The sequence below is a fragment of the Pseudanabaena minima str. Chao 2107 genome (assembly GCF_051131155.1).
GTDB classification, from domain to species: Bacteria; Cyanobacteriota; Cyanobacteriia; order Pseudanabaenales; family Pseudanabaenaceae; genus Pseudanabaena; species Pseudanabaena minima.
This window is the reverse complement of record NZ_CP159508.1, coordinates 1760197-1780004: the sequence shown is the minus strand read 5'-3', so window position 1 is coordinate 1780004 and position 19808 is coordinate 1760197. Positions and strand designations below refer to the sequence as shown.

The 19808-nt window shown below is 40.1% G+C and carries 18 protein-coding genes; 13 read left to right on the top strand and 5 right to left on the bottom strand.

All coding sequences use genetic code 11. The features are described from left to right. Positions 1-90 precede the first annotated feature (90 nt). Together ABM313_RS07805 and ABM313_RS07800 are read left to right on the top strand one after the other, a co-directional pair. Entirely contained in the window at positions 91-663 is a 573-nt protein-coding gene (locus ABM313_RS07805) for a peroxiredoxin (RefSeq protein WP_434687087.1), read from the top strand. A gap of 69 nt (positions 664-732) precedes the next feature. Further along, entirely contained in the window at positions 733-1737 is a 1005-nt protein-coding gene (locus tag ABM313_RS07800; protein ID WP_434687086.1) for an NAD(P)/FAD-dependent oxidoreductase, read from the top strand. A 106-nt stretch (positions 1738-1843) separates the two neighbouring features. Here ABM313_RS07800 and upp read toward each other — a convergent pair whose 3' ends face one another. Further along, the gene (gene upp, locus ABM313_RS07795; RefSeq protein WP_434687085.1) at positions 1844-2497 is read right to left on the bottom strand and encodes a uracil phosphoribosyltransferase; all 654 of its coding nucleotides are present in this window, start codon (positions 2495-2497) and stop codon (positions 1844-1846) included. A gap of 441 nt (positions 2498-2938) precedes the next feature. On the opposite strand from upp, the gene ABM313_RS07790 reads away from it, so the two are divergent. After that, positions 2939-3469, top strand: a complete 531-nt coding sequence (locus ABM313_RS07790; RefSeq protein ID WP_434687084.1) for a hypothetical protein — start codon at positions 2939-2941, stop codon at positions 3467-3469. Between the two features lie 52 nt (positions 3470-3521). On the opposite strand, the gene ABM313_RS07785 is transcribed toward ABM313_RS07790, so the two are convergent. Next, positions 3522-4088, bottom strand: a complete 567-nt coding sequence (locus ABM313_RS07785) for a hypothetical protein (RefSeq protein WP_434687083.1) — start codon at positions 4086-4088, stop codon at positions 3522-3524. Next, a complete protein-coding gene (locus ABM313_RS07780) occupies positions 4085-5167 on the bottom strand; it encodes a sensor histidine kinase (RefSeq protein WP_434687082.1) in 1083 nt (360 codons plus the stop codon). Before ABM313_RS07780 ends, ABM313_RS07785 begins: the two co-directional genes overlap by 4 nt. A gap of 213 nt (positions 5168-5380) precedes the next feature. Between ABM313_RS07780 and ABM313_RS07775 the strand changes: the two genes are divergently transcribed. The 10 genes from ABM313_RS07775 to ABM313_RS07730 all read left to right on the top strand — a co-directional run bounded on the left by ABM313_RS07775 (position 5381) and on the right by ABM313_RS07730 (position 16643). Next, positions 5381-5692, top strand: coding sequence for a hypothetical protein (locus tag ABM313_RS07775; protein ID WP_434687081.1), 312 nt, complete (start codon positions 5381-5383; stop codon positions 5690-5692). 43 nt (positions 5693-5735) lie between these two features. Further along, a complete protein-coding gene (locus tag ABM313_RS07770; RefSeq protein WP_434687080.1) occupies positions 5736-7010 on the top strand; it encodes an NAD(P)/FAD-dependent oxidoreductase in 1275 nt (424 codons plus the stop codon). A gap of 44 nt (positions 7011-7054) precedes the next feature. Then, positions 7055-7504, top strand: a complete 450-nt coding sequence (locus ABM313_RS07765) for an element excision factor XisH family protein (RefSeq protein ID WP_434687079.1) — start codon at positions 7055-7057, stop codon at positions 7502-7504. Next, positions 7459-7791, top strand: coding sequence for a XisI protein (locus ABM313_RS07760; RefSeq protein ID WP_434687078.1), 333 nt, complete (start codon positions 7459-7461; stop codon positions 7789-7791). The genes ABM313_RS07765 and ABM313_RS07760 overlap by 46 nt, the downstream gene beginning before the upstream one ends. A 27-nt stretch (positions 7792-7818) precedes the next feature. Continuing rightward, positions 7819-10845, top strand: a complete 3027-nt coding sequence (locus tag ABM313_RS07755) for an alpha-mannosidase (protein WP_434687077.1) — start codon at positions 7819-7821, stop codon at positions 10843-10845. Between the two features lie 216 nt (positions 10846-11061). Then, positions 11062-11778 (top strand): actin-binding WH2 domain-containing protein, encoded by a 717-nt coding sequence (locus ABM313_RS07750; RefSeq protein WP_434687076.1) that lies wholly within the window; start codon positions 11062-11064, stop codon positions 11776-11778. Between the two features lie 20 nt (positions 11779-11798). Further along, entirely contained in the window at positions 11799-12290 is a 492-nt protein-coding gene (locus tag ABM313_RS07745) for a hypothetical protein (RefSeq protein ID WP_434687075.1), read from the top strand. Between the two features lie 107 nt (positions 12291-12397). Further along, a complete protein-coding gene (locus ABM313_RS07740) occupies positions 12398-13987 on the top strand; it encodes an IS5 family transposase (protein ID WP_434683668.1) in 1590 nt (529 codons plus the stop codon). 45 nt (positions 13988-14032) lie between these two features. Continuing rightward, the gene (locus ABM313_RS07735; RefSeq protein ID WP_434687074.1) at positions 14033-14251 is read left to right on the top strand and encodes a hypothetical protein; all 219 of its coding nucleotides are present in this window, start codon (positions 14033-14035) and stop codon (positions 14249-14251) included. Positions 14252-14630: 379 nt separating this feature from the next. Continuing rightward, positions 14631-16643: an NAD(P)H-quinone oxidoreductase subunit 5 gene (locus tag ABM313_RS07730; protein WP_434687073.1), complete on the top strand. Its 2013-nt coding sequence runs from the start codon at positions 14631-14633 to the stop codon at positions 16641-16643. A 193-nt stretch (positions 16644-16836) separates the two neighbouring features. On the opposite strand, the gene ABM313_RS07725 is transcribed toward ABM313_RS07730, so the two are convergent. After that, positions 16837-18126, bottom strand: coding sequence for a DNA cytosine methyltransferase (locus tag ABM313_RS07725; protein WP_434687072.1), 1290 nt, complete (start codon positions 18124-18126; stop codon positions 16837-16839). 740 nt (positions 18127-18866) lie between these two features. Next, positions 18867-19799, bottom strand: a complete 933-nt coding sequence (locus tag ABM313_RS07720; protein ID WP_434687071.1) for an ABC transporter permease — start codon at positions 19797-19799, stop codon at positions 18867-18869. Between the last annotated feature and the right edge of the window lie 9 nt (positions 19800-19808).

Sequence of the window (19808 nt, the reverse complement as noted above, 5' to 3'; positions counted from 1 at the left end):
CAATAATTGAATAACTATAGGTATTGACTAATTTCTAAATAAGAATTATTCTTAAATCTGTTCTGAATAGCATTAAATCCAGAGAAAAATATGGCAGTTATTGAAACCGTACCAAACGTTGTTTTTAAAACTCGTGTGCGTGATGAGTCCGTAGAAGGACCTAATCCCTATCGTTGGGAAGACAAAACCACTCAAGATCTTTTTGCTGGTAAAAAAGTAGTAGTTTTCTCTCTACCTGGTGCATTTACTCCTACCTGCTCATCCAATCATTTGCCTCGTTACGAAGAGCTTTATGAAGAATTCAAAGCTCAAGGTGTTGATGCAGTAATCTGTATTTCCGTTAATGATGCTTTCGTCATGTTCAAATGGGGCAAAGAAATTGGTGCTAAGAATGTATTCTTGCTCCCAGATGGTTCTGGCGAATTTACCCGCAAGATGGGGATGCTAGTTGACAAGTCGAATATTGGCTTTGGACTTCGTTCTTGGCGCTATTCAATGTTTGTAAATGATTGCAAAATCGAAAAAATCTTTGTAGAACCAGGTTTTTCTGATAATGCTGGTAGTGATCCTTTTGAAGTTTCTGATGCTGACACAATGTTGGCTTACCTCAAAGGTTCTGAAGCAACTGGTATATCTGCGCCACGCTTAGCATTTGTTGGTTAATTTTTAAGAATAGCTATTCTTACAACGTGAGAATAGCTATTCTGGCATACTTAATTTAATGGGGTGGCTATGAAACTCTCTAGCAAAAATCTAAATGAACGCCTTGATACTGTCTACGATGCGATCGTCGTTGGTGGTGGTATGGGCGGCTTATCGGCGGCGATCTATTTAGCTCGCTATGGGCTCAAGTGCTTAGTGATCGAAAAAGGTAAAGGGCGATCTCTATGGATGCAAGATTTACGTAATTATGTCGGACTTGACCCACACACCCCAGGTCGAGATATTTTAAATCATGCAACCAAAACATCCTTAGATTGGGGAGCCGATCATCTACGAGGCTATGTAGAAGAAGTAACTGATGAAGGCGAAACCTTTGCAGTGAAGGTGAAAGTCGGTAAAACCAATAGTATTTATCCTATATTTCGTAGCAAGTATGTAATTGCCGCTTCAGGAATTATTGATAACTTGCCTCAATTGGAAGATATGCAGAATGTTTATGATTATGCAGGTTACACGCTTCATGTCTGCATGATCTGTGATGGTTTTGATATGTGGGATCAAAAAGCAGTTTTGATTGCGAATACAGAAGGGCAAATTGGTGCTGCCTTTGTATTAAATTGGTTTACTCCCTATATTTCTGTTTTGACTCATGGTTTATGCGAAGTGAGTGACAAGACTAAGCAGAAGCTTGCCGAGCATGGCTATCCATTATATGAATCCCCGATCGCTAAATTTCATGGTAACAACCATCAATTGAGTGGAGTAGAACTTATCGATGGCACAATTGTGGAAGCGACCACGGGTTTAGTTGGCATGGGTTCGATATACCATAACCAATATCTCAAGGGTATCGAAGGGCTAGAATGGGATGGTCAGAATCTTGTCACTAATGATATGTGTAAGACCAGCCACGATCGCATTTTTGCTCTAGGTGATTTAAAGAAAGGGTTGAATCAGGTGTCTATTGCTGTAGCTGATGGGACTCTAGCAGCAACCCAAATCTGGAGAAATATTCGTAGAGCTAGCCCTCCACGTAAATGGGAAGATAATATTAAAGTTCCAGCTACAGTTTAACTAAAAGACCTCGCATAGTGAGGTCTTTTAGTTTTTAAAAACTTTATTGGATTGGGCTTTCAAGTCACAAAAGTATGATCAATGATCACACTTTTGTGACTTGATACTACTCAGTTCCAAATGAGCGATCGCCTGCATCTCCTAATCCAGGAACAATCCATCCTTTCTCATTTACAACTTCATCAATACAACCTGAATAAATTTGTACGGCAGGAAATTGTTGATTGATTAGTTGTAGTGCTGGAGGAGCGCAGAGAGCATTAATAATCCGAATCAAGGAAGCATCGACTCCTCTCTCTGTCAACATTTTCAGCGTAGTAATAATCGAGCCGCCTGTAGCCATCATTGGCTCAACGATAAAAATACGTGTTTGTGGTTCAAGTCTCTCTGGCAAACGGTTGAGATAACAACTAGCCTCAAGGGTTTCTTCATTTCGCACTAACCCAAGATGGTAAATATTTGCTGTTGGTAATAGAGTTTGACAACCTTCGAGCATGGATAACCCTGCGCGTAAAATTGGCACAATCGCTAAAGGAATGGAACCATCGATCAACTGTCCTGAGGCAGTTGCTAAGGGGGTTTCTACATTTACCTCTTGTACAGGTAAAAATTCACGAACTGCCTCATAGGTTAGCCATTTACCCATCTCAATCATCGCTGTCCGAAATAGGGGAACTGGAGTATGTTTCTCCCGTGCGATCGTGAGCCAATGCCGAATAATGGGATGGGGTGGAACATATACGCGCAGTTGGGAAGCCATTGAATTTTTCTAATATTTGTGAGTTGTGGGTTGAAGATGTAATGCATAAATTTCTGCACTGCTTAAACATCCTACAGCGCCTTGGGCTTCAGTTTGTAGCAATTACCATAAAAATGTAGAAAGCAAAAATTGCTCGATAGTGCTAAATAGATTACTAAATGGGAAAGACAATTCTTTGATTTTTTCCTAATTAAACGTTAGGTTGACGAATGCGAAAAATGGTAAGAATCGTTGAGCAATTCTTACCATTTTTCATTATTTAAGCTTTTCAAAGTAAATCTTAAATGGTGATATAGCAGCTATAGCCACCTGCAAAAAACAAGTGTGAGGCGGTTCTTCGCGCCGCCTCACACTATTCAGAGCTAGTAAATAAAAATTAATTTTTATTAATGATTCAGACTGCTAGCATAAGTTTTCAGTTTAAGGATCGAGCAAGTTCTTATGAAAAAATCATTATTTTGTCAGATGACCCTCAGCATTAATCTTGCAATCATTGCTGTGTCTTGTACTTCAAATACTCCAATAACTTCAAATACTCCTAGTACAACAGCTACAGCTACTAGTACGGCAACAACAAAACCATTTGCTTCAGCTTCACCTTCTACTTCACCTAGTAATAGCCCCACACCATCTGCAACACCTTCTATTTCTGCTTCAGAATCTCCTATCAGTACCGCTGCACCTAAACCTGACCCCACCTCTGATATTGTGCGTGTTGCGGTGATTAACAATAGCGGCAAAGTTTTAAAAGCAATTTATATGTCTGCTCCTAAAAAGGAAGATTGGGGAGAAAATGAGCTTGATGAACCAATCCCCGATCGCGAAAAAGCTGATTTTGAGTGGAAGCGCTCAGAATACAAAGGTGATGAAGCAGGTTGTATATTTGACATTAGAGCTGAATATAATGATGGCAAAGTAGCCGAGCTAGATCCAATAGATGTTTGTAAAACTCCTGCAATTAATTTGAAATAAGCTTCAAATAAGGCTAGGGAGTATAATACTCTTGAATTATGGGGTTGAGTTTTTATTGAGTGGGATCATAAATAGGATCTTCCTGATTTTCTTCAATATCTGGTGGAGGATCGATCTCTGGTGTTAAGGCTCTAACGTGAGGTAATGATGCACCTGCTAAGCCTTTAGCAATGCGGGCTGGAGAATAGTCAAGAGTAACAAAAAGAGGGTAATGATATTCACCGCGATCGCTAATAATACTGCGATGCTTCCAAGGTAATAGCCAGTAATATTCTTCCCCAAGCGCGACTTCCACTTGTCGCCAACGTTTTAATAGAGCCGAGTAGTCCTCATTAGGACGATGGATAAATACAAATATTTCTTGTCCAGTTTTAACCTTCCAGTCAGGATCACACATGATCAAAGCAAGATCGCATTCTAGCTGTACATGACTTTGCGTCAAGTTTGGACTAGTAAGCTGTACGACTGGGAATGGAATTGAAATTAAGCTGTCACTGGGACGGCGTAAGCTAGGAATTAGCTCAAAATAAGGACGATATTCACGCAAAAGGGCGATCGCTTCGAGGGGGTTACTGCAATGACTGAGGAGCGTATCATAATGAAGTTGAAGGTTACTCATGACGTAATGGTTGGCAAATGCACAAAAAATGTGGAACCTTGTTGAGAGTCTAGGTTAGGAGATTTGACTAAGATTTTGCCATTATGGGCATTGATAATATAGTGCGATAGATATAAACCTAAGCCACTACCTTGTTTTTGATGATTGCCTTGGCGAAATCTTTGGAACAAAAATGGTTGCTCCTCTGGTGAAATCCCTGCACCCGTATCTGCGATCGCAATAATTGCCTCGGATTCCTCTAATTTTAAGCTAACATGGACGCTGCCAGATTCGGTAAATTTAAGGGCGTTACCAATCAAATTATTAAATACGCGCAGTAGTTCTAGGCGATCACCTTTGACCGTGACCATATTATCGAGATCGGCAGTAAGTTCTAAATTTTTAGAAATAGCGATCGGTTTAAGTTCTTGCACTACTTGATTAAGCAGTTCTTTTAAGTCTAGCGGCTGTAAATTAATGGTTTTACTGCCCGATTCATAACGATAGACATCTAAAAGCTTATTGACCATTTCCAGCAAATTATGATTGCTGCGCCCCATAATCGTTAACGCTTCACGAATTTCTGGCGATATCTCTCCCAATACCCCATCTTGCAAAAGCCCTAACATGCGATCCGCTGCCACTAATGGTGTCCTTAGATCATGGGTTAGCCGTGATACAAAATCCTGTCTTTGGCGATCAATGCGATCGCGCTCCGCAATGCTATGTTTTAAACGTAGCAGCGATCGCACCCTTGCCAGTAGCTCATCCGCTTCAATGGGCTTACGAATAAATTCATCTGCACCGAGATCTAAACCTTTGACCGCATTAGCGCGATCGTAAGCTGTAATTAGCAAAATCGGAATAAATGGCAGATCTTTCATCGCCCTGATACGCCGAGTCACCTCATAGCCATCCATCAGGGGCATCATCACATCTAGCAAGACCAAGTCTGGTGGCTTTGACTCAATAATCTTCAAAGCGTCATGACCATTTGATGATGTGATGATCTCATATCCCTCTTCTTCGAGAATTGTGCGAACAAGAAATAGGTTGTCTGGCACATCATCAACAATTAGTAAACGGTCAGGAGATTTCATTCAAACGCTCAAGCAAAACAGAGTATCCATAGTAGATGTTGTCATGAAACAGCAATCAATGCAGTCATCCTGATGATAGAAATATAGAAATCTCTACCCAAATAAAATTTAGAGTTGGCGCAAAGTGACATCTGTAATTTATAGGTTTTACGTAGCGCTTATTATAAAATCAGAGTTCTAGCGCGTAATCGAAATTACCATTCAAGTAAAAATATGCGTCATCATCTAATCCTATCTCTCAGTACACTTATCCTAGCTAGTAGTGGAATCCCTATTTCGTGGGCTGAGGAGAGTCAACCCGTTAAACAAGAGAAGTTTGAATATCCACAAGAGGTAATCAAAACTTTTATGAAAGGTTGTGGATTTACCAATAGTAAAGAGTTTTGTACTTGTAGTTTAGACAAACTGCGATCGCAATATACCTTTGCTGATTTCCTCAAAATTGACACAGCCGCTAGAGAAACCAAGCAAGTACCGCAAGAAGTAATCAATATTTTTCAATCTTGTCGAAATGGTAAAATTTAAGATAGATAGCGCTTTGCGCTGTCTATCTTATTAGGAATTAACCATGGCAAGTACAGAGGTTGTAGTAATTGGTGGTGGAGCAGCAGGATTTTTTGGGGCAATTCATGCAGCGCAAGTACCACACACGCGAGTAACTTTATTAGAGGCAGGACGACAACCGCTCGCCAAGGTGCGAATTTCAGGAGGAGGAAGGTGCAATGTCACCCATCACTGTTTTGAACCTTCACAATTAGTCCAGAACTATCCCAGAGGTGGTAAAGCTCTGAGGGGGGCATTTTCTCGCTTTCAGCCGTTGGATGTAGTGCGCTGGTTTAATGCCGAAGGAGTGAAATTAAAAACAGAAGCTGATGGTCGAATGTTTCCAGTTACTGATGATTCAGAAACGATTGTGGAAGCCTTGATGTTTGCGGCTAAAAAAGCTGGTGTTTTTCTTCGCAATAATGTTTTGGTGCAGAAGGTTGAGCTTTTGGGAGAAAGCAAAGGAGAGAGCAAATTTGATATAATTCTTAAAAATGGTGAAAATCTAGTTTGCGATCGCCTATTACTTGCTACAGGTAGTAGTCCATCAGGCTATGCAATCGCGCGATTGTTAGGACATGAACTAGAGCCTCCTGTTCCTTCTCTTTTTACCTTTAATATCAAAGATTCTAAACTGCATGAACTTGCAGGAGTGAGCGTAAATCCTGCCACAGTTAAACTTTTAATTGCAAATCCTAGTGCTGACAAGAAAAAATCTGCTCGCAATCAATTAGAACAGTCAGGAGCCTTGCTAATTACACATTGGGGATTGAGTGGTCCCGCCGTTTTGAAGTTGTCGGCATGGGCTGCGCGAGAATTACATGATTGTAATTATCAAGCCAAATTAGCTGTTAATTGGATTCCGACGCTCAAAGTCGAAGCTGTGAAACAAATTCTCTTAACTGCGAAAAACGAACAGCCGAAGAAGTTTATCTCTAATTATTGTCCTGTCGATATCTCGCTACGTTTATGGGAATATTTGCTAGATAAAGCAGAAGTAGAACTCGAAAAGCGCTGGGCAGATATTTCTAATAAGGCAATTCAGCAAATTGTGAATGTATTAACCGCAAGTGAATATGCGATCGTGGGTAAAGGTGTATTTAAAGAAGAGTTTGTCACTTGCGGTGGTATTCGTTTGCAAGACGTGAATTTTCAGACGATGGAAAGTAAGATTTGCCAAGGGTTATATTTTGCGGGAGAGATATTAGATATTGATGGAGTGACGGGTGGTTTTAATTTTCAAAATGCTTGGACTACAGCTTGGATTGCCGCACAGGGTATAAGTAATCACTCTATCTAATTTCTAACAACATGAGATAAAATTAAACATATAGGAGTAAATTTATGTCAGCCCGTGATCTATTCCATCAAATTGTAAAAACTGCTTTACAGAAAGAAAACTGGCAAATAACTCATGATCCTTATGCCTTGCAAGCAGATAGCTTTGATCTCGCAATTGATTTAGGAGCAGAAAAAATCATTGCTGCTGAACAAGGAGAGACTAAAATTGCGATAGAAATCAAAAGTTTTTTAAGTCCATCAAAAATATCTGAATTTTATGGAGCGTTAGGACAATTTATCACCTATCGCCTAGCACTACAAAAAATTGAACCAGACCGTATTTTATACCTAGCTGTTCCAGACAACCTATATGACAAATTTTTTGACACTACATTAGTACAAGAGCTTATGCAACAAAATACTGTTTATATAATTACCTACGACATTGATCAGGAGACTATTTCCAAATGGATACCATTACCCAATACCGTCAATACATTCAAAATCTATTAATTGAACGAGCTAGTCTTGCGTGGGATCAACGTATTCAAGCTCAAACTATTTTTGATGCTGAACGAGACCATTACCAACTTATTTATGTTGGCTGGCGAGCATCCAAACGAGTCTATGGTGTTGTGCTTCATCTTGACATTATTGATGGCAAAATTTGGATTCAGCAGGATGGAACAGAAATTGGCATTGCAAATCAATTAGTGGAATTAGGTGTTCCTAAAGAAAATATTGTTCTTGCTTTTGATCCACCTAACCTACGCAAGTATACTGATTTTGCAGTTGGCTAGATCTCATAGAACATAGGAGCTTATACGGTGACTACTTTAGTAGAAAATTTATCTCAAGTTATTAACAAATTAAAATCACGATCGCACTTATCAATACTCAATAATTGGCAAAGACAAAAGAAACAAGATGTTTGGGAGGATTTAGCAACGGTAAATTCTAAGCAAAATAAACCGATGTTATCTTTCTTAAAACAGGAAGAAAATATTCATTTAAAACAAACTTGGCAAATACCAGAAATCTATGCAGGATTATCAACGTTAGGAGCGACTATCCGCTTAAATCTAATTTGGTGGGCAGATGTTTGTGAGATATGGGTTAATCATCACAAAGTCCAAGAAGGCGATTTGTTTGATCAGAAATGTCGAATTTTATTGACTGATCATGCAGAACCTAATGATGAATTTAATCTAGAAATAAAGCTTAATAGCCCTAAGCATGACATTGGCGCTTTGCAGCTTTCAGAACTGGTTTTTGAATATCCCCATAAAGCCTGTGATCCCGATCAGGTTGCTACCGAACTAGAGATTCTCCAAACCTATATTCCAGTTTTTACTAAACATCAAATTGATTTACAACCTTTAGAAAGTGCTACTAAAAATTTAATTGTTTTATTCTCTCAATCTGAGGTAATTGCAAGCGATCGCTTCTTTGAGCAACTAGCCGAAATTCGCGAACCACTTTTGCAATATGGAGAATTTCTCAAACAACGCCAGATTTATATCCTTGGTAATTCGCATATCGATGTGGCTTGGTTATGGGCGATCGCGGAAACCAAAAATGCAATGCAGCGCACATTTACATCTGCACTAAATCTACAGGAGCATTATCCAGAGCTAATTTTTAACCAAAGTACGGCTGTTTCCTATCAATGGATGGAGCAGGAATATCCTGAATTATTTATTCGTATTCAAACAGCAGTAGCGAATGGCAAATGGGAACTCATCGGTGGTATGTGGGTGGAGCCAGATGGCAATTTACCCAGTGGTGAATCTTTAATTAGACAGATTCTTTATGGTCAGGAATATTTTCGAGCGAAGTTTAATCGAGAAGTCAAAATCGCATGGTTACCCGACACCTTTGGCTTTCATTGGCAAATGCCACAGATTCTCTTAAAGAGTGGATTTGAGACATTTGTTACCCAAAAATTATTATGGAATGACTCGAATAAATTTCCTCATCAAATCTTTTGGTGGGAAGGGGTAGATGGAAGTCGAATTTTTACTTATTTTAGCAATGAGATTGGGCAGGGATTAGAACCTGTAGCGATCGCAAAATATCTTGCGAACCAAGAAGAAAAACACTACATCCCCGAAACAGCATGGCTGTATGGGGTTGGCGATCATGGTGGTGGACCAACTGCGGATATGCTGAATATGGGTCGTAAGTGGGTAGATTCACCAATCTTCTTTGAGATGCAGCCCAGTACATTAGAAGATTTTCTGTTGGATTTGAAAGCAAAACTACCCGCAGATTTACCCATTTGGCAAGATGAATTGTATCTGGAGTTTCATCGCGGTACTTTTACTACTAAAGCCGATCAGAAGAAGCAAAATCGTCAAGTGGAAGTTCTCCTAGGTAATGCCGAAAAATATAGCGCGATCGCTTTTTTAGTCAATAAAACTCCCTATCCTCAAGATCTGTTAGAACAAGCATGGCAAGGGCTATTACTCAATCAATTTCATGATATTTTACCAGGGACATCGATTCCAGAAGTATTTATCGATGCTGATCGCACTTGGTCGGAAGTAAGGGAAATCTGCGATCGCCTTTTCAGTCAAGAAGCTTTAGGAAATGCAAATCTGCAAGCTTGGAATTTTCTTAATTGGCGGCGATCTCAACTCATTAGAAAACCAGATCATTCCTTGTGCTGGTTAGAAAATGTTCCTAGTTTTGGATTTGCTGAGCTTGAATATATTGGCATCACTGAGACTGATGCACTTTTAAAGGTCACTTCTGATAGCGATAGATACTATCTAGAAAATCAATATCTTCACGTTGAGATTGATCTCAAAACTGGGGCAATCGCACAAATATTTGATAAGCGATCGCAAAGATTGATCCTACAATCAGCTAGTGAATTGCAGTTTTTTGAAGACAAAGGACAATATTGGGATGCATGGAATCTTGCTCCAGATTACGAAAACAAAAAATTAGAATCTGCAACCCTTGAATCAATTGAGATCGTTGAAAACTGTAGTTTATTAATATCCTTACGTATTATTCAGAAATTCCGTAGTTCTACCTTTATCCAAGAGATTCAACTAACTGCCTTTGAATCATTTATCACAGTACATAATTGGGTTGATTGGCAAGAGGAATATACCTTAGTCAAGGTTGCTTTCCCTGTGAATTGGCGATCAACCTACGCAACTTACGAAATTCCTATGGGAACAATTCAACGTAGTACGCTGGGTGAAACACCTGAAGCAAAAGCTAAATGGGAAGTTCCTGCTCAATATTGGGCAGATATTGCATTTTCTCCAAACCCAAAGGGCATTCTCCCACCTTCGGCGGGAGAATGTCCTTTGGGTTTGGGTTTAAGCATTCTCAATGATAGTAAGTATGGATATGACGCTAAGCCTGACTGTCTGCGTCTAACGTTGCTGCGTAGTCCTAACTGGCCTTCACCAAATAGCGATCGCGGTAAGCATGAATTTACCTATCGCTTAGTTCCCCATCAAGGTGATTGGCGCGAAGCAAATATTGTTCAACTTGCTCAGGAATTAAACAATCCGCTTGTTCTCCAAAGTTCACCAATTCAAGCAAACCAATCAAGCTTTTTGCAAGTTTCTGCCCCAAATATTATTCTCTCAGCATTTAAGCGATCGCAGGATCAGTCTGGTTGGATCATCCGATTTTATGAATCCTATGGTAGAACCACTGAAACAAATATTGAGGTTTCACATCTCCTTTTGCAAATGGATCAAATTTGGGAATGTGACTTAATGGAAAATAAAATCACTATGATCTTATCAAATGAGATTAATTTAAACTATTTTACAATCACATTTAAACCATACGAAATTAAAACTTTTCTCTGTGTTAACAGATGATGTTTAGGTGGTTCAAGCTGAGATCTTACATCTAAGATAAGTAACTTAAATCCTCTCTAATACTAACTTTTATAATAATTCTTGAGTATTTAAAGTTTTCTCAATCTAATAAATAGCAATCCAGATAGACACTTTTTTTATAAATTATTCAGCTAGGAACTTTTATTTATTGAACCTGTCCAAAGTTAGCAAGTTTAACTTCAGACCCAAAAAATTATGCCGTTTTTTTCAGTTCTTATTGATTTACTCAGCGATCGTGATCGGTTTATTCAAGAAATCTATGATGGGATTAAGATTAATACCAAAATAGGTGGTTTGTTAGTCTGTAGCTCTATATTTTTGGCAATTTACGGTGGACTAATTGGTGCAGTTAGCTCTTGGATGCAGGTTTTGTCATCCGCAGCTAAGTTACCGTTTCTATTTCTTATCACCTTAGCAATTTGCCTACCTGCACTCTATTTCTTTAATGTTTACTTCGGTGCAAAAACTCGTCTGAGTCAATATGCTGCGATTTTGCTTTGTGCAGTGACGATTACTAGTACTTTACTATTTGGCTTTGCGCCAGTCACTTTGTTCTTCTTAATTACAACTGATAACTACTTCTTTTTTCTGTTGTTAAATGTTGCTATATTCACATTGACAGGAATTATTGGGGTTTACTTTCTTTATCAAGTTTTGCTGCCAAAGGTGGAAACCATTGCCTCAGATAAAGATCTGATGATAGAAGATACAGGGATTGACAAAAATCGCAAAGTTCGGATATCAATTTTAAAGTTCTGGCTGGGACTTTATGCTTTTGTTGGTAGTCAGATGGCTTGGACACTCAGACCATTTTTTGGCTCCTTTGGCTCCAAATTCGACCTGTTTCGACCCCGTGAAGGCAATTTCTATCTATCAGTTTGGAATTCTATTAGGCACTTGTTTTTCCAGTAAATCTAGCTTCTTGAACAACTATGCAGCCTGATATCAGAAATTTGCAGATTACAGAACAGGATTTAGAAAGGATCACAGGCAAAGAAATCAGTCCTTTATCGATTGGAAGTGCTTATAGAATTACGAGACTCAAAAAAACTAAATACTTAGCTTCTTTCTTGCTAAGTGAAGCTATCACTTTATTCTTAATTTCAATTTTTAGTTTGCCAATTAGTATTTTGATTTTTCAATCTCTTGGTAGAGCCATCGACAATCGTCAGTCTCAAGTTGGCTTTGCTGTTTTTGTATTTACACTTACTTTGATTCTCTTTACGGTTTGGAATCTACTCGCTTGGATAAGATCTAAGAAAATGATTTGTTTATCCCATCTTCTTGATGAAGTAGATAAATATAATCAAGTCCTTGTCGCTGTTGATATTTGCGATCGCTTAAAGTCTGTTGGCAATCAATCAGTAAATCTCAATTATCGAAAGGGTATCTTACAAGCCCTTGAGCTAACTAGGGCTTACTGAAAAAGCAAGAAAAGCATACAAGCAAAGGTTTCTAAGGAGAACGAAAACAGATAAAATGCAAGAAAAAGCAAGAAAAGCTAGAAAAACCCTTGCACCAATAAAATTGCATGTACCGACAATCCCCCACAGGACAGCTATCATTCGAGAACTTCTACTTACCATTTGGCGGCAAACTATCAGGAGAAAATCGATGGGTAAGATTAGCAGAACTAGTGCCGTGGGAAGAATTTGAGAATGAATATGCAGAACAATTTAGCGAAGGACAAGGAGCACCAGCAAAACCATTTCGGATAGCACTTGGGGCGCTGATCATCAAAGAGAAGCTAGGAACAAGTGACGAAGAGACAGTAGAACAAATTCGTGAGAATCCATATTTACAATACTTCCTAGGCTTATCAGAGTACAGCGACAACGCCCCATTTGAAGCAAGCATGATGGTACATTTCCGCAAGCGATTGAATCTAGAGATCGTGGGCAGAATCAACGAACGGATTGTGAAGCCTCCTAAAGAGTCGGGACAAAAAGAGAAGGAAGCAAAGCAGTACAAGAAAGAAGAAAGAGAAGAGATAGAAGAGAAGTTAGAAGAGCAGAATATAGAAAAGGAACAGAAAGAACCAGAACCAGCAAACCAAGGAAAATTGCTGCTAGATGCAACAGTCGCGCCATCCGACATCCGTTATCCCACTGACATCAAACTGTTGAACGAAGCAAGAGAACAAACGGAAATAGTGATTGATGCTCTTTACCAACAAGTGAAAGAACAATTAGCGAAGAAACCACGCACCTATCGCCGTGAAGCAAGGACAGCGTATCTCCAAATTGCCAAACAACGCCAACCCAATCGTAAAAGGATTCGCAAAGCATTGCGCCAACAGTTGGGATATGTGCGTCGCAATCTTGCCCATATTGACACTCTAATTGCCGCAGGGGCAAAGCTATCGGAATTGAAGAGGAGTCTCTATCGGAACTTGCTAGTCGTCAGTGAAGTATATCGGCAACAACAATGGATGTACGAGCAAGGTGGTCATCGCATAGATGACCGCATCGTCAGTATTACGCAACCTCATGTACGTCCGATTGTCAGAGGTAAGGCAGGAACACCTGTGGAGTTTGGCGCTAAACTCTCAGTTAGTTGTGTCGATGGTCATGCCTTTCTCGACCATCTCAGTTGGGATAACTTCAATGAATCGGGGGATTTGCAGCAACAAGTAGCATTGTTTAAATCTCGCTTTGGACATTATCCTGAAGCGGTTTACGTTGACCAGATTTACCGCACTCGCAGCAATCGCGCCTATTGTCGAAATCTCGGTATTCGGATTACGGCTCCGCCTTTGGGCAGACCTGTACCCGATGAGTTGGCGGCTATTCGCAAGCAGACTCTCGAAGATGCTAAGGTTCGCAATCAAATTGAAGGTAAGTTTGGACTGGCTAAACGACGGTTCAGTCTAAATCGCGTCATGTCCAAGTTGGCAAATACATCGGAAACGGCGATCGCTATCACTTTCTTGGTGATGAATTTGGAAGCGCTGCTCAAGCAGCTTGCTTTTTTCGGTTTGTCTTGGTTTATCTTTTGCTGGCAACTCTTTGTTCTTCCTTCTTGGAAACCCCTTTTTAACTTTAATTCTTTTTCTTGGCAATTTCCTTGTAGACACTCAAAGTATTATCCCCTTCCTCTTTGCCCACTACTTTTCCCTTAGTCTCTTTTTCAGCAAGCCCTAACTAGGGATAGCCTAATTTGTGGTTTGACTACTGAAAAAATCCTGCGGGAGCATCAAAGTTTTTTAAGTAGCCATCGTCAGCTTTTTGACAATATTGAGCAGAATCTGATTGCCTTAGAATCCTTAGAAGTACAAAATCAAGCTGATCAGTATAGTTCTCTATTGAGAGATGCCCTAGTAATTGGGATGAATGTGCAGAGAGAAATGTTGAATTTACAAACAAGTGATGTTCTCAAGAATTAGTGGTGCGGCGCAAAGCGCCGCACCACTAATTCTTGAATTTTAATGCCTATTTTTAAACAAGTACAAGTAAATTTTGACTATCAATAACCAAAAGATTACAGTGATTTGCACTTAAACCTAAACCAATAAAAAATTTAAAAGCGTTGCTTCGCAACGCTTTTAAATTTTTTATTGTGGCTCGGTTGTTCGGCAATTGAGATAAGTCGCAACGTTTTGCGCCGCCACTTACCCTTTTAGTTGGCTTAAGGATTAAATTTTTCTAAATTTTTAGATTAATAAGTAACAATGCTCATGTTTAACACATCGCTCTTGAACGCCCTGTAGTAAACTAACCTATTAAAAGCGTCTCTACAATAAACTTTGCGTTCAAACGCGACCTATGGACTTTGCATATCAATACGCATGGCTGATTCCCTTGCTGCCACTCGCCGCAGCACTGATTATCGGCACAGGGCTGATTACCTTTAACAAATCCACCAATAAACTGCGATCGCTCTGGTCTATCCTCAGCGTATCCGCCACAGGCGGGGCAATGGTGATGGCAATTAACTTACTCTGGAGTCAGATCCAAGGGCATGAGCCCTACCTCTACACTTTTGAGTGGGCGCAAGCAGGTGCATTTCATTTGAATATGGGATTTGTGATCGATCACCTGACTGCACTGATGTTAGTGATCGTTACCACCGTCGCTTTCTTGGTGCAGATCTACACCGATGGCTACATGGCTCATGATCCCAGCTATGTCAGATTCTATGCTTACCTAAGTTTATTCACCTCCTCTATGTTGGGCTTAGTCGTTAGCCCCAACTTGGTACAGATTTATATTTTCTGGGAACTCGTGGGGATGTGTTCCTACTTGCTAATTGGCTTTTGGTTTGATCGCAAAGGAGCTGCCGATGCTTGCCAAAAAGCCTTTGTAACTAACCGCGTTGGTGATTTCGGCTTACTACTTGGCTTACTGGGTCTGTATTGGGCTACAGGTACGTTTGAATTCACAGAAATGGGAGAACGTCTCAGCGAATTAGTGGAATCAGGAGCATTGAGTGTTGCTCTTGCCACCCTATTCGCAATTCTCGTTTTCATGGGACCTGCTGCTAAATCCGCTCAATTCCCCCTCCATGTATGGTTACCTGACGCGATGGAAGGTCCTACACCCATTTCGGCGTTAATCCATGCGGCGACAATGGTTGCGGCTGGGGTGTTCCTAATTGCACGGATGTTTCCTGTATTTGAGGAAATTCCTGCGGTAATGAACACGATCGCTTGGACAGGAGCCTTTACAGCATTTCTAGGGGCAAGTATCGCCATTACTCAAAACGACATCAAAAAAGGCTTGGCTTACTCCACCGTATCCCAGTTGGGATATATGGTTATGGGTATGGGCGTAGGAGCTTATGGGGCTGGACTATTTCACCTCATGACTCACGCATATTTCAAAGCGATGATGTTCCTTGGTTCTGGTTCCGTTATTCACGGTATGGAAGACGTAGTTGGACATGATCCCGACCTTGCTCAAGACATGAGGGTCATGGGTGGTTTACGCAAATACATGCCAATTACAGCAATTACTTTCTTTATCGGTACTCTTGCTATTAGCGGAATTCCTCCCTTCGCTGGTTTCTGGTCAAAGGATGAGATTCTCGCTTCCACATTCAAGGCAAATCCTGCACTCTGGGCGATTGGCTTTGCCACAGCAGGGATCACAGCTTTCTATATGTTCCGTATGTATTTCACTACCTTTGAAGGTGATTTTCGTGGTACTGACAAGAAATTGTTAGCTATAGTCAAGGCTGAAAATTCAGTTGGTAAAGAAGTTCAAGCTGACGATGGACATGGTCATCATCATGCCAGCAAGCCTCATGAATCGCCAATTACGATGACTTTACCTCTGATGGTCTTGGCAATTCCTTCGATGCTCATCGGTCTAGTTGGAACACCCTTGGGTAACTACTTTGAGTACTTTATCCATGCGCCATCGGAAAAAATCACTGAAGTTCCTGTGGAAGGCTTTACCCCTGAATTCCTATTAATGGGTGGAAGTTCAATTGGTATTGGTTTAATTGGGATCTCTCTTGCAATCTTGATGTATATGCAAAAGAAAATCGATCCCAGTGCGATCGCCAAATCTATCGAACCTCTGTACAAGCTCTCAAAGAACAAATGGTACATTGACGAAATTTACAACACGATCTTTGTGGTTGGTTCTCGCCGCTTAGCTCGTCAAGTTCTAGAAGTCGATGCCAAAATTGTTGATGGGGTAGTTAACCTAGCTGGTTTTGTGACTGTAGTTACTGGCGAAGGCTTGAAATACTTTGAAAACGGCAAAGCGCAATTCTATGCTCTTGTCATTTTTATTGGTGTTCTCGGTTTTGTAATCGTGAGTTCGATTTAATTTCTTTCTGACTTATTAATGATTTGAAAAGCGATCGCCTATTGATTTTTTAATTAATAGGCGATCGCTTTTTATTTAACGTCAGTTCGACGAAAGCGAAAAATGGTAAGAATCGCTTAGCGATTCTTACCATTTTTCGCCATTTGCGTCGTGCGAAGCACGACGCAAATGGCGATATCGAACTCACGTTTATTTAGTGTTTACTAAAGAGTTTTTTTGATCGTGGCTCAATAGTATTTGACCTAACGTTATAGTGTAGAGATGCTGCTGTCATATTAAATTGCAATAATTTTTCTTCACCTAAAATGTATACGTCTTCATTTAAAGTACATGAAAGATTAATTACTTGAATAATTTGGGAAGCGACAGCTTTAGCTAAAAGCGGTGGTACTGAATTACCAACTTGTCTAAAACCATGCCAAATTGTCTTATGAAAGCGAAACCAATCTGGGTAGCTATGTAATCTGGCAGCTTCTCGAACAGTTATACATCTTGGCGTAATCGGATGTATGGGACGAGGAGCTGTAAATGCACCACGATTACTTGGAGTGCCTGCTCTCAGCGTATTACTAATTCCATCTAAAGCTAGTTTATAAAATCTACTTATGCTTTCTACTTCCCCCTGAACCGTATCCCTGAACCGTTGTATTGACGTTTCCTGATGTTTTGACATCAGACTAGAAGTTAGTAATTTTTTGTCATATTCCCTTTTATAAGCAAAGTTGGATGCGTCCAAATTATTGATTAGCTTTACATATTCGCTGAATTGTCCAAATTCCACTTGGAACTTATCCTGTTGCATTAATTCAGGATATTGAGAAATATCAGGTAAACCTGCGATCGCATCCCGAACAGTTGGACTATCAGGTAAATTAATAATCTCTTTAGGAATACGTTTTGCTTTAGCTGGTTTAGTAATTGGTGATGGATAATTGGGAAGCTTTAAACCTTGGCGACAACCGATTAGAAATAATCTTTCGCGATGTTGAGGTACGCCAAAATGAGAGGCATCAAGTACTTTGTAAGGACTGAGAATGTCATATCCGTTTTCTTGGAAATTCTCGATCACTTCATCTAAAAACTGTCGATGATTACCTAAAGTTAAACCTTTAACATTTTCCATCACAAAGTATTTAGCGTTGAGTTCTTTAACTAGACGCATAAAATGTGAAACCAATTGATTGCGCGGATCGTCAAAGGCGCGTTTTCCCATCATCGAAAAACCTTGGCAAGGTGGTCCTCCAAACACCACATCAACTTCGCGATCGCCTATTTTTGATCTTTGCCGAATGTCTTCACCTGATATCTCCGTAACACTGGCACAAATCACTTTCCACATTGGGAAGTTATATTCATGGGTGGCACAGTGAATGGGATCGATCTCCACTGAGGCAAGTACATCAAATCCTGCCTGCTCAAAGCCAAGCGTCATACCACCTACACCCGCAAATAAATCGACAGCGATCGGTCGTTGATTTCCCATAATCCACAAAGCTTTTAGATATCAGCACAGAAAATCTATTGTATAGCAATGAAAGTTTTGATTAGTGTATAAAAAAACAAAGAAAAGTAGGGATGTTTTGCCCCGCAACTTATCTTTTGGTTTTTTATTTATAGCTATAGTCACCTGTGTCAGGACAAATCAAAAAACAAATAGTGTGAGGCGGCGCGAAGCGCCGCCTCACACTATTTGTTTTTTATGTCTTAACAAACATGGCGACAGCTATAGCTATTCTAAATGGATTGTGAGAGTGCGACATGGAGGGTTGCACTCTCATAACCCTCCAAATCTTATAAATAATACCAATTCCAAAAATGGCAACGCCATTTTTGGAATCTTAAAACCTTACTGGGTTTGTTTTTTAATTCACTGAAGTGTTGGCTCACTTTAGTGAATTGGTATAATTTAGGATCTCTAATAACGTCAGTTCGATGAAAGCAAAAAATGGTAAGAATCGCTTAGCGATTCTTACCATTTTTCCCCATTTGCATCTTGCAAATCACGACGCAAATGGCTATATCGAACTCACGTTCTATTAGGTTCTCTATATCAAAATACAAAATGGCTAAGTAATTTGTATTTTTGAAATTCTTACTGGGTTTGTTTTTTAGCTAACAAAAGTGTCGTCACACTTTTGTTAATTGGTATTTAGTGTATTTGCATTTTTAAAAATTGTCATAAAACTCTAAAATCATTGCATTGCAATGATTTTAGAGTTTTAATTATTCATTTGTACCTAATGCCCCTGGAGAACCAGTTAATGTCCTACGTGGCGAACAAGTAGCGATCGTGATGATTAAAGTCATAATGTAGGGCATGGCATTGAATAAGTAATAGTAAGAATCAAATCCTACTGCCTGAAGAGCTGGCCCGATAGCTTGCGCTCCACCAAACAGCAAAGCTGCCCATAGACAATGAATTGGCTGCCATCTGGCAAAAATTACAAGAGCAACCGCCATTAAACCTTGACCACTTGAAATATTCTCAGCCCAAAGTCCGGGGAAATACAGCGATAAACTTGCGCCACCGATACCAGCAAGAAAGCTACCTGCTACGATCGCGCAGGTACGCACACCCACAACAGAAATTCCCATTGCTCTTGCAGCACTGGGGCTATCACCTACAGCACGTACATATAAACCCCACCGAGTCGAGCTAAAAAACCATTGCATCAGAGGTGCGATCGCAATACCAATTAATAGCAATGGGCTTACCTTCAGGGCTGCTTGGACTTGAGGAAGGCTGCTCCAATTGCCCCACTCGAGTACAGGCAAAGGGATTGCTTTAGGCTGAATAAAGGCTTTCCCAAAGAAAAATGCAATCCCACTACCAAAAATAATCATCGCAATACCGACAGCGACATCGCTTACCTTAGAACGTTGCGATAACCATGCATGAATTAATCCCAGTCCAACGCCTGACAAACCAGCTGCTAAGACTCCTAGCCAAGGTGATTTGGTCAAAAAAGAAACTGCATATGCGGTCATTGCCCCAGTGAGCAATGTTCCTTCTAGACCAAGATTAATCTTGCCGGCTTTTTCAGTAAGACATTCACCTAAACTAACAAATAGAAATGGTGCGCTTCCTCTGAGTGTACCTGCAACGATTGCTAAAGGAACACTCATCCAACCTAATGTTGTAGATGTATCTGCCATAGTAATTGG